Annotated in this window: 9 protein-coding genes; 8 read left to right on the top strand and 1 reads right to left on the bottom strand. The window is 32.4% G+C overall.

Translation table 11 applies throughout. The annotated features are described in order from the left end of the window. Nucleotides 1-433: 433 nt before the first annotated feature. Entirely contained in the window at nt 434-1,681 is a 1,248-nt protein-coding gene (gene ilvA, locus OM075_RS23100) for a threonine ammonia-lyase IlvA (protein ID WP_301192929.1), read from the bottom strand. A 493-nt stretch (nt 1,682-2,174) separates the two neighbouring features. On the opposite strand from ilvA, the gene OM075_RS23095 reads away from it, so the two are divergent. The 8 genes from OM075_RS23095 to OM075_RS23060 all read left to right on the top strand — a co-directional run bounded on the left by OM075_RS23095 (nt 2,175) and on the right by OM075_RS23060 (nt 11,089). Continuing rightward, nucleotides 2,175-2,648 carry a hypothetical protein gene (locus OM075_RS23095; RefSeq protein ID WP_301192928.1) on the top strand — a complete coding sequence of 158 codons (474 nt, stop codon included), beginning with the start codon at nt 2,175-2,177 and terminating at the stop codon, nt 2,646-2,648. Between the two features lie 796 nt (nt 2,649-3,444). Further along, entirely contained in the window at nt 3,445-3,978 is a 534-nt protein-coding gene (locus OM075_RS23090) for an ATP-binding protein (RefSeq protein WP_301192927.1), read from the top strand. Beyond that, complete coding sequence (locus OM075_RS23085; RefSeq protein ID WP_301192926.1) at nt 3,975-5,492, top strand: hypothetical protein; 1,518 nt, start codon at nt 3,975-3,977, stop codon at nt 5,490-5,492. The genes OM075_RS23090 and OM075_RS23085 overlap by 4 nt, the downstream gene beginning before the upstream one ends. Then, a complete protein-coding gene (locus tag OM075_RS23080; protein ID WP_301192925.1) occupies nt 5,470-5,889 on the top strand; it encodes an ASCH domain-containing protein in 420 nt (139 codons plus the stop codon). The genes OM075_RS23085 and OM075_RS23080 overlap by 23 nt, the downstream gene beginning before the upstream one ends. Before the next feature lie 206 nt (nt 5,890-6,095). Then, on the top strand, nt 6,096-7,064 hold the full coding sequence (locus OM075_RS23075; protein WP_301192924.1) for an alpha/beta fold hydrolase: 969 nt from the start codon (nt 6,096-6,098) through the stop codon (nt 7,062-7,064). Between the two features lie 63 nt (nt 7,065-7,127). Further along, complete coding sequence (locus OM075_RS23070) at nt 7,128-8,075, top strand: hypothetical protein (RefSeq protein WP_301192923.1); 948 nt, start codon at nt 7,128-7,130, stop codon at nt 8,073-8,075. A 23-nt stretch (nt 8,076-8,098) separates the two neighbouring features. Further along, nucleotides 8,099-10,054, top strand: a complete 1,956-nt coding sequence (locus OM075_RS23065; protein ID WP_301192922.1) for a BACON domain-containing protein — start codon at nt 8,099-8,101, stop codon at nt 10,052-10,054. A gap of 255 nt (nt 10,055-10,309) precedes the next feature. Continuing rightward, nucleotides 10,310-11,089 carry a hypothetical protein gene (locus OM075_RS23060; RefSeq protein ID WP_301192921.1) on the top strand — a complete coding sequence of 260 codons (780 nt, stop codon included), beginning with the start codon at nt 10,310-10,312 and terminating at the stop codon, nt 11,087-11,089. Nucleotides 11,090-11,585 lie beyond the last annotated feature (496 nt).

Below are 11,585 nucleotides of genomic sequence, written 5' to 3'. Positions count from 1 at the left end.
TGTTAATCTTGTTAATCCTGTCCTAAGACAATGATGTATCTGGTCTTTGATTTACAGCTTGCTTTATTAGACAGGATTTACAGAATTGACAGGATTAAAATTAATGCTTGTAAAATATGTTTACCACGCGTGAGGAAACGAGCGAAAGCATTGTGTAGCCATTATATAAACAATAAAGCGAGACGCTTTGCTCTACAATCCTGTTAACCTTGTTAATCCTGTCCTAATACAATGACTTATCTGGTCTTTGATTTACAGCTTGACTTTTTAGACAGGATTTACAGAATTGACAGGATGAAATTTAATACTTGTAAAATATGTAATCCACGCATGAGGAAACGCACGGCAGCTTTGGCGTGGCAGGCTAAGAAAGCATTGTGTAGCATAGAGTCCAATACCCTATGCCCTGGTCACTTTGCTCTTTGCTAATCTCTTAAATCAAATACGAAAACAGATCGTGATTTTTATTGATGTATTCGCCTAAAAAGTTTCGGGCTTTCATGCGGTTTAACAAAGGTTCAAAATCGGCCTTGTCTTTTAATTCAATACCTACTAAGGCAGGACCTTTTTCGCGATTGATCTTTTTGGCGTATTCAAACATTACAATATTATCGTTGGGCCCAAGAATATCGTTAACAAACTCTTTTAATGCCCCTGCCCTTTGTGGGAATCGAACGATAAAATAATGCTTTAATCCTTCGTATAATAATGAACGTTCTTTGATTTCTTCGGTACGGGTAATATCATTGTTACCGCCACTGATGATACAAACTACTTTTTTACCTTTAATCTCATCAGCATACTGTTCCAAGGCTGCTACCGACAAGGCGCCTGCTGGTTCTGCAACAATAGCATCGTTGTTGTACATCTCTAAAATTTTAGTACACACCTTACCTTCAGGAACCAAAAGCATGTCATCGATGTATTGCTGACAAACCGGAAAAGCAAATTCGCCCACATGTTGCACCGCTGCTCCATCAACAAACTTATCAATCTCTTCCAATGTAATAACTTTCCCAGCTTTTAAAGACTCGTACATGGATGGTGCTCCTTTGGGTTCAACTCCAACAACCTGAACATCAGGATTAATACTTTTAATGTAAGTACTCACTCCGGCACTCAGTCCACCACCTCCAACAGGAATAAATATATAATCCAGATCAGGCAGATCTTCCATAATTTCAATACCAACGGTTCCTTGTCCTTCTATGATTTTAGGATCATCAAAAGGGGGAATAAATGGCAGTTTGTTTTCTTCACTAAACTGAATGGCTGCATCATTGGCATCATCAAAAGTATCACCTGTTAATACCACTTTAACCCACTCTTTACCTAAAGTATTCACCCTGTTTATTTTTTGAGCAGGCGTAGTGCTTGGCATATAAATGGTTCCTTTAACTTTGAGCATAAAACACGATAAAGCCACACCCTGAGCATGATTACCGGCACTAGCGCAAACAACACCATCATGAATTTCATCAGCAGGTAAAGAAGCCATTTTATTATATGCTCCCCTGATTTTATAAGAGCGAACAGTTTGCTGGTCTTCTCTCTTAAAATAAATATCGGCTTGATATTTTTCGGAGTAAGTCTGATTATATTCCAACGAAGTTCTTCGAATTACCGTTTTTAAACGATCAGCAGCAGCCTTAATATCTTCAATTTTTGGTATATAGCTCATTTGCAATTTTTGTTTGTGGCGAGTTGTTAACTCTTTATTTGTACTTCTCAGTGATATTTATTCTTGATGATTTACTTCTATTTCAGCGTAGCAATAATATATTGTAATCATTTAATATTGTTGAAAGCATGAAAGCGCAAAGGTAAAGCCTAATGGTTTTTATAAACTATTACAAAAATCATAATAATAGCAATACACTTTGGCACGATATGCATATACTCATATTATTTATCAATAAAACACACTACAAAACAACCTTTGTAACTCACTGCAATACAAGTACTTTATTAGCACATTAACAATTAACGTATAATAATCATATGTTTATCACTTTATGACATTCATTCGTCATAATAACCCTATGCTTTTATACTATTTAATGTTATTTTAACGTTAATTAAAAATGCGGACCACTCCTGACCCCTAAAGCTAGCCGGCGAAAGTTGTCATTAGTGGATCCGCTAATGTATAATTTTCAAAATTAATCAATTTTATGAAGAATCTTCATCAATCAAGCATCCCGCAGGAGGTGCTTACCGAAGCACTAAACAAGTTAAATGAGGTAAACAGTATTCTATCTCCGTATCTTTTAACAGTAACAAAAGATGACAGACGAGGTTTAGCAAAAATGGGCAACAAATCACTGGCCTTTGTTACTGAAGCCAATGAATACAGTAAACAAAACCCAAATCTTCGTCCTGCTTTTACATCTCAGGAAGATTTTGACATTGATGTAGCAGACGCCACAGGTCTTTTACCAGTTTCAGGGATTTTAGAAAAACTTTTAAGCCAGGTTGAGGACACTTCTTTAGTAGCGGGAAGTGAAGCATTAAATCATGCTTTGTTATTTTATAACAACACAAAGCTTGCTGCAAAAAATGGTGTTGCCGGGGCACAAGAAATTACGAATAGTTTAAGTACTCGTTTTACCCGCAGAAAAAGAAAGAATGAAACTTCTGAAGAGTAGTAAAGTCTTTAAAGTTTAAGATGGAATCCGGTAAATTTTATTACCGGATTTTTTAGTTTTATAACATCAATGTTGACCCCTCAAACATAAAGTTTTATACCTAAAACATCAACATTGGTGTTTGAACCCTGAATGTTTATACTTTCAACCCCAGGCTTGTCATAAAAACTGACAAGCTTGATACTTTTTAGGTCAACGTTTCTACTAAAACACTCAACGTTCTTACTTTTTACATCAACATTGATGGTTTATGATTAAAGTTTGGAGTTAAAAACCCCGGCTTTTTATTAAAATTTTAAGATTCTTACCGTTTTTCACTCAAAAGCCCATTGATTTTACCTTAAGGTTCTGGTAAATTCATTGAACCTTGTCAGTTTTTCTGACAAGGTTGATGTTTTTAGTACAAACGTTGATACTATTTATAGAAAGGTTCGTAGTTTTTATATCAATGATTATACTTCAAACCTCAAAGTTTATGTTTAAACCTGTAATGGTTCTGTTGTAAACTGAAACATTCATGTTATTACCCCAAAGTTTGATATAATAAACCGAAACATTGCTACTTTAAACTTAAACGTTGATGGTTTATTATAAAGCATTTATGGAATAAATAGCAAACACGTTAAAAATAATTTGAATTTAGTCATCAAATGTATATTTTTGATAACGCTTATGGAAATATACTTTACTGAAATTTATTAGAATATGGCATTGAGCATGCTTTTCCGAAACACTCATTTATAACCGAAAAAATAAATAACTATCTGTTACATGATGCCATAAGTGAATACGATCTATGAAAAACGAAAGAAAAATAATATTTATAGGAGGTGTACATGGTGTTGGAAAAGGCACAATTTGTAAGATTATTACTATGCAATTACCATTAGAGCATTTAGTTGCCAGCGAATTAATCAAGTGGTCAGAAATATCTTCTAATTCACATATAAAAAACATTGATAATATTAATGCTACTCAAGATAAACTATTAATTGCGCTAAATAATAAAGGCATTGATTCAAAAAACTATTTGTTAGACGGGCATTTTTGTTTAATTAATAATGATAATCGACCAATCGAAGTTCCTATAAATACATTTAAAAGTATTAATCCTGTTTTACTTCTTCTCCTAGTTGATTCTCCTAAATCTATTAAAGAAAAGTTAGAAAAAAGAGATGGTGTTAGCTATAATATTGAATTTATTGATAACCTGCAGAAAAGAGAGATTATCTATGCAAAGAAAGTTTCAAACGAATTAAATTGTGAATTAATAATATTCACAACAGAAGAATATAAAAATGTCATTAAAAAACTAAAACTAATTCTATGAGAATCCTACTAGACACAAACATTGTTATTCATCGAGAAGCAAGTAAGGTAAGAAATTCAGATATCGGCAAATTATTTAATTGGTTTGATAGAACGAAAGCAACAAAAATAGTTCACCCTCTTTCTATTGAAGAAATATCTAAGCATAAAGATCCTTCTGTCGTAGAGACAATGAAAATCAAAATTGAAAACTATAATATACTTAAAACCGAATCTTTAGATGATGATAAAATCAAAAATTTAAGATTAAAAGATATAACGAAGAATGATACAATTGATACCAGTATTGTAAAAGAAGTATATAATGACCGAGTTGACATTATTGTTACAGAAGATAGAGGCATACATAAAAAAGCTTTGGCATTAGGCGTTGCAGAAAAGGTATACACAATTGATTCTTATATAGAAAAAGTAACAGCTGAAAATCCTGATTTAACTGATTACAAAGTATTAGCAGTAAAAAAAGAGTTTTTTGGAAACATTAAATTACAAGATGAATTTTTTGATTCATTTAAAGAAGACTATGCTGAATTTGAAAACTGGTTCAAGAAAAAATCTGATGAAGTATCATATATATGTTTTGCGGACAATGAAATTGGTGCGTTTTTGTATCTTAAAATTGAAAATAAAAATGAGCAATATAACACAATAGAACCAATATTTGAACCCAAAAAACGTTTGAAGGTTGGGACATTTAAAGTTAAATCTAATGGTTATAAACTGGGAGAGCGATTTTTAAAAATAATTTTTGACAACGCATTAGTGAATCAAGTTGACGAAATCTATGTAACTATTTTTGAAAAGCGTGACGAACAGATCAGATTAATTCGATTATTAGAAGACTGGGGATTTAAAGAATGGGGAACATCAAAAACTCCCAATGGTATAGAGAAAGTTCTAGTTCGTAATTTCAAAAAAGAAGTAAACATTAATTACCCAAAACTAACTTATCCATTTATAACCAGAAACAGTAAAACTTACTTAGTCCCGATTTATCCAGACTATCATACAGAATTATTACCTGATTCTGTTTTGAATAATGAATCCCCACAAAGTTTTATTGAAAATGAACCACACCGAAATGCTATTCAAAAAGTATATGTTAGTCGTTCTTATGACAGAAGCGTATCTAAAGGAGATTTAATTTTATTTTATCGCACAGGAGGATATCACAAAAGTGTAATAACAACAATAGGTTTAGTTGAAAGTGTTCATGATAATATTCCTTCTGAAGAGAAATTTATCGAATTATGTAGAAAAAGAAGTGTCTTTGATGATGATGAATTAAAAAGACATTGGAGATATCAATCATATGGCAAGTGGATTTCTCCTTTTATAGTGAATTTTCTTTACATTTACACCTTTCCTAAAAGATTAAATTTGGCGAAGTTAATTGAACTTGGAGTAATTTCAGATGTTAATAGTGCACCAAGGGGTTTTGAAAAGATAAGTAGGGAAAAGTTTGAAATTATTATTAAAGGATCAAAAACAGATGAAAATTATATTATCGATTAAACCAGAATTTGTTGAAAGAATTTTCAACGGAACAAAAAAATTTGAATTTAGAAGATTAATATTTAAGAATTCTAGTGTAAATAAAGTTGTAATATATGCCTCTGCACCGATAAGTAAAGTTGTCGGTGAATTTGAAATAAAATCTGTACATAAGAAAAAATTAAATGAATTATGGGCAGAAACAAGTGAATTTTCTGGCATTTCAAAAGATTACTTTTTTAACTATTTTAAAGGTAAAACAGAAGGATACGCTCTTGAAATTAAAAAAGTTACTCGTTATAACAAGCAGCTATGTATTAAGGAAGAATTTGGAATAGTTCCTCCTCAATCATTTACATACCTTAGAGAAGAAAAATTACATACTAAGCAAGAGCTAATCGAACAAAGTACATTTTGAGATTTTTTGTAATGTAAATTACTTTAAATAATTGGTATAATTATAGTTGATTATTAGAAGAAAAGAGAATCAATAATTATTTTTAATAATATAAATACCCCTTTTTCATAAACATCCAATACCAACATAATTTACTAATTTAGCAATCAGTTATAAAAAACAACAACTATTTATTAAAATTACATTAACCTAAACTAACCTAAACAATGAAGATACATAAAGGAATCAAGATCTTTCTGATCATTGTATTGATCATCATAGTCCCTATAGTGGGTGTAAAAACTTACTTTGAAATAGACGCTGCCATTTACGAACATAACATTGATAAGATTAACACTCCCCCTGCAAATAGCATTATTGAGCACAAAACAATCTCCATGAATGGGTATGATGTGCATTATTTTGTTTCGGGTAAAAAGAATAAAGATGCCATTGTGTTTTTACATCCTGCCTGTTCCGATCACAGCGCTTTTAACCAACAAATAGATTACTTCTCAAAAAAACATTGTATAATAACCATTGATTTGATCGGTCATGGCCTGTCAAAAGCCAATGAGTCAACCGATAAAATTGATGCCTCCTCTGAGCATATTAAAAAGATACTTGAAACGGAAGGAATTGATAAAGCCCATTTGGTTGGCGTTTCTATGGGAGCATTGATCGCGCAATACTTTGCACTTAACCATCCTGATAAGGTAAAATCATTAACCTCATTAGGCGGGTACAATATCAACGAAAAAAGCAAAGTATTTGCCAACGCTAAAGAATCGATCAATTTTTGTTTGTTATTCAGAGCCCTCTTTTCAATGAATGCCTATAAAAAGGAAACGGCAAAAGCAACCTGCAACACAGAAAAAGGCCAGGCTTTGTTTTACAAAACAGCCAGTCTTTATGAGAGAAAGTCGCTTATGGTCATGCCCGGCATTCCAACAATGATTCAAGACCGCGAAACCATTCAACCCTCCTACCCCACATTAATATTAACAGGCGAATATGAAGCTGAGTCCACAAAAAAAATGGAAGAAGATTGGCATTCTCAAATTAGTGACAGCGAATTTGTGGTATTAAAAAATGCCGGTCATTGTGCCAATTTTGATTCCCCTAAGGAATTTAATGTATTGGTAAATGAATTTATTGAAAAGGTGGGGAGAATCTTAAATTATGAGAAAAACTGAACGATATAATTAATGATGGAAAATAATAAATATATCATATTACCCAAAAACAAATAAATAGCAATGGCAAAAATCGTATTGATTTCCCTCTTACTACTGGCCTTTTTTACAGCTCAGGCTCAGGATAAAATTGTAACTACCCAAAATGACACAATTAAATGTAAGATTGTTTTAATAAATAAGGATCGCATCTTGTATGAGCTAAACAGCGGAGAAGGAACTTCAAAAGGGAAGTTTTTACCGCTTTTAGAGGTTGCTGAGTATTATCGCTCTGATCAACCTTTAGTGAAAGAAAACAAGAATAAGCTGACTAAAACTAAAATACGAACCAAACCTGATAACAGATGGTGTTTTGGTTTGAATGCCGGATTATCAACCATGCCATGGATTTTAGATCATTATCTGTTTGATTCTAATGCTCCTGACACCTATAAAAATCTGGATAAAGGTTTGCATGTCAATACAAGCATTCATTACATGTTAAGTAATGCACTAGGTATAGGTGCAGAATATTCTTTTTTCCTGACCAGATTAAATAATGAAACGTATAAATCAAGCAGTTATTACAATCCTACCTATATCAAGGTTAATGAAAAATTCCGTCAGTATGTAAATTATGTAGGACCATCTATTCTTTTTCAACAGTATGTAGGAAAGCAGAAAAAGATTACACTGCGTGAGTCACTTTCGGCAGGAGCAATTTTCTATCGCTTAGAAAATCAATCTATCTATCCAACATTTAATGAGTACATATACTACAATAATTCTAATAATAGTTTGATAACAGGAAACACTTCGGGTGCCAAAATAGGTCTTGCGGCTGAGTACAAATTTTCTAAACATATATCAATTGGATTAAGTGGTGATTTTATATGGAGTCCATTAGAAACAGCTGATTTTGAATCTAAAATAAATGGCGGATACAGTTTCTCAGATGATAATGTGGATTTAGACGATCCGCTGAATTTATCACGCCTTGATTATTCAATTGTTTTACATTATACCTTTTAATTCAAACCATAAGGAATTCACACATGAAACGAATCATTAAAAATATTATATCTCTGATACTAATTTGTTTAATAACAAGTTGTGACAATAGTTTCCTGGATGAAAATCTATCAACAGAACAACAACCTATGAGTTATTCTAACATCTATATTTCACCTGATTGGGAAAGTGCCGATTATCAGTTTAATCTAGGCTATCTTGTAAGTAGTAATTACGAGATTACTTCCACACCATCATGGTTAAACGTTGACTCAAACACTGGAAGTTTGTCTGAAGGAATTGCTACCGTTAACTGCTCGGCCACCAATAACTCCTCTTTTGATAAAATTGGAGTTTATATAGACTTTATGACAGTAAAAGCAGAAAAAAGGAATTATAAAGTTACAGTGGCTTATATTAACGAAGGAGATCCTGAGCTGGAAGTTGAAAGCACATTAGATGTAAACTACGAAACAGCAACTTATCTTAGTTTGCCCATTAAAAACACAGGCAGAGGTTTATTATGCTGGCAATTTACCAGTTTACCTGAATGGCTGACTCTAGATACGGATCAACTATTGACGGAAAAGCTTTTTCTTGATTATTATGATAGCTATAACATCCCTCTAAAAATTATTCCTGAGAAGATTACCTCATCATTATCCACTGGTACTATAGTTCTTTCTACAAATGATAAAATAAATCCTGAAACATCCATAGCTGTAACCGTAAACCTTGGTTCTCCTGAAGTGGGTGACTATACCGACGAAATTATATTTTATTCAAACAAAACATCACAAAATATAAGTTTCCGAAACTATGGAGAGGGCATACTTGTATGGGAATTTACTGATATACCGGAATGGCTTACTATAACTCCATCAAGTGGTGTATATAGTCCTCATACATCATACAAAGATATTGTTTTTACCTGCGATAGAACAAAGTTGGTTTCTGGTCAGAATACAGCAACCATAAATCTAAAGTCTAACAATTCATCAGGCCAAACACATAGTATTACTGTTACTGCAATTACACCAGGCGATAGCGAAAATAAATATGCCATTGAAGGACAGATTACAGATGCTTTATTTAATAAGAACACAAACACGCTGTATTATGCAACAACATCACCCAATAAGTTAATTACGCTAGACATTAACACAAAAGAGGTATTGAATGAAATTGAATTAAGCAAAGCTCCTACCTGTATAGCAATATCTGAAGACTGGACAAAGGCAGCCATAGGACACAATGGTTTTATAAGCGCTGTTGACATTCCAAATAACACAGTAACATCAGTATATACCATAGACTATTCTGTTTATGATATTGCTTGGGGAGAGAATGATTGGTTTTGCTATACTCAATATGGAAGCAATACTTCCAGCATACATTATATCAAAATAAGCGATGGTACCTTATATGATGATCCTGGCAGACAATGGCTTGATAAAGAATCAGCCCTAAAAAAAGTACCTGGTAAACCTTATATTATTGCTTCATCACATAGAGGCCTTTTTGCTTATGATACTGCTAAGAAAAGTATTACTAGCTATTCCCTAACCAATTTAAATAATTTTTGGTTTCCAGAAAATGGTGAATACATCTTTTCAAGCAACTTCAACATTTACAGAACAACCAGTCTTACAGAATCAGAAGAAACTTACAGTACTGACATGAATTCAATAGCTAAGATAACCACAGAAAGCACTTACTATGGTTTGGCATATGTGTATCACAGTAATAATTTTTTATGGGCAATACAACCAGCTACTGTTTTCAATGACGAACCATCACTAATTTATCAGGTAGAAGATAATGACTATAAATTTGTAAAAAGGATATTTTATGATGTGTACTATCAGCCCAATGCTCAAACAAGTGAGTTTGAATTATGTGCTAATTACATTTTTGCAAATAATGAAGGCTCTGAAGTTGTAGTATTATGTAAAGGTATTTCTAACGACACGTGGGTAATTCAGTATATTAATATATAATAATCATTTTTATTAATATTACATATTTTGTAAATGATACTCCCTGGTAAAAATTACAACACACTCTATCCTACAATATTTATTGGATAGAGTGCACTTTATCATATATTTAGTCTTAGTTAATTATATTCCAAAAACTAAGCAATAAATAACCGTAAACAATTAATATCTAACGAGCCATAAGAACGAATTCTCACACATGAGGATGATTTATTTGGCAAGTCCCATATGGAAATTAAAACAAATTATAAACAAATGAAAAAAATTATTTTAACAACCTACTCGATGATTACGAAAACCTTTCTTTTATCAACTCTATTGTTAACTATATTATTCGTTTCCTGCGATAAAAGCAATGATTTGGATCAAATAAAACCAGAATCGGAAATGACTGTTGACAGCATTTATTTTTCTTGTACAATCAACAATGAACTTTTGGAGTTTAAATCACCAACGGCAATGTTTTCATCTTCCGGGAAAACCAATTGCAGACTTGGTATTTTAGAAGATCTCCCAAATGATTTAAGCATTATTGAGGTAATTAGAGAATTTCGTGATGATAAATACCTGGTTGAATTCAGATTTAATGAAGTTTACCTGGTTGATACAACAGCTACCTTGTGGGATATTCCTGAGGTAAAAGAAGATTTATATAAAAATGGCGATCATCCTTTTCAATTTCTTTCACTTGAAGATTATGGAATAGGAAGTCCATCCACGCCATATGTTGGTGTGCATATTAAAATATACGATATAGAAAATAATAAGACATATAATAGTAGTATTTCATATGTTCACCGTGATAACTCAAACGAGCTTAATAATTTTAAGAATAATTCTGTAATGCATATTACAAATTCTTATTTTCTAAATTCTAATGGATCCTATAATGATAGTTTTGGTACAGAGGCCTCTGATAACTGGTATTTAGAAGCTAATTTTAAATGTAAGCTTTATTCCGGAGATCCATTTGATCCAAACTATACCAAAAATGCTATAAATATTACTGATGGCGTGATTAAAGGCTGTTTTTAAGATTAATATAATGGATACAGGTGCGGATTTATTTCGTACCTGTATTACGTACATTAACCTCATCACTCTACTGTATAAAACTTGTTGCGGTTTTGCATATTGTTACTTCAATACCATCAAACCACCCTTTGCTGTCGCACGATTTCATCGTGTGACTTTAATTATAAGTATTTTACAGAACGCGATGAAATCGCATACTAGCGAAGGTACTCCTCCTTGGCAAGGATGAGAGTTGATTTACTGCTTGCTTAAATACTGTATGTAAACATAAAATCTTTCACCTAACTTAGTATATTTCTATGCTCTTTGCCCTCAGCCCTAGGCTCCTTAAACCCTTATCATTAATCACCTTTATCCTTGTTCCTTTCTCCTTGCTACCCAAGTCCTTTTTTTTGCTCACCAGCTAATGCCGGGAGAACCATTCGGGATTGTGAGATTGTTTATGGATTATAATATCTCGAATATAAAATAATAATGTCTTACCAGACGGGTATTC

It is taken from the genome of Plebeiibacterium sediminum, from assembly GCF_026013605.1.
GTDB classification, from domain to species: domain Bacteria; phylum Bacteroidota; class Bacteroidia; order Bacteroidales; family Marinilabiliaceae; genus Saccharicrinis; species Saccharicrinis sediminus.
Note: the sequence above shows the minus strand (reverse complement) of the source record. Positions and strands in the feature narration are given on the sequence as shown.

What these genes read in the sequence shown, in the direction of transcription:
- ilvA (WP_301192929.1), bottom strand. Translation starts at nt 1,681, where the DNA reads ATGAGCTATATACCAAAAATTGAAGATATTAAGGCTGCTGCTGATCGT.
- OM075_RS23095 (WP_301192928.1), top strand. Translation starts at nt 2,175, where the DNA reads ATGAAGAATCTTCATCAATCAAGCATCCCGCAGGAGGTGCTTACCGAA.
- OM075_RS23090 (WP_301192927.1), top strand. Translation starts at nt 3,445, where the DNA reads ATGAAAAACGAAAGAAAAATAATATTTATAGGAGGTGTACATGGTGTT.
- OM075_RS23085 (WP_301192926.1), top strand. Translation starts at nt 3,975, where the DNA reads ATGAGAATCCTACTAGACACAAACATTGTTATTCATCGAGAAGCAAGT.
- OM075_RS23080 (WP_301192925.1), top strand. Translation starts at nt 5,470, where the DNA reads ATGAAAATTATATTATCGATTAAACCAGAATTTGTTGAAAGAATTTTC.
- OM075_RS23075 (WP_301192924.1), top strand. Translation starts at nt 6,096, where the DNA reads ATGAAGATACATAAAGGAATCAAGATCTTTCTGATCATTGTATTGATC.
- OM075_RS23070 (WP_301192923.1), top strand. Translation starts at nt 7,128, where the DNA reads ATGGCAAAAATCGTATTGATTTCCCTCTTACTACTGGCCTTTTTTACA.
- OM075_RS23065 (WP_301192922.1), top strand. Translation starts at nt 8,099, where the DNA reads ATGAAACGAATCATTAAAAATATTATATCTCTGATACTAATTTGTTTA.
- OM075_RS23060 (WP_301192921.1), top strand. Translation starts at nt 10,310, where the DNA reads ATGAAAAAAATTATTTTAACAACCTACTCGATGATTACGAAAACCTTT.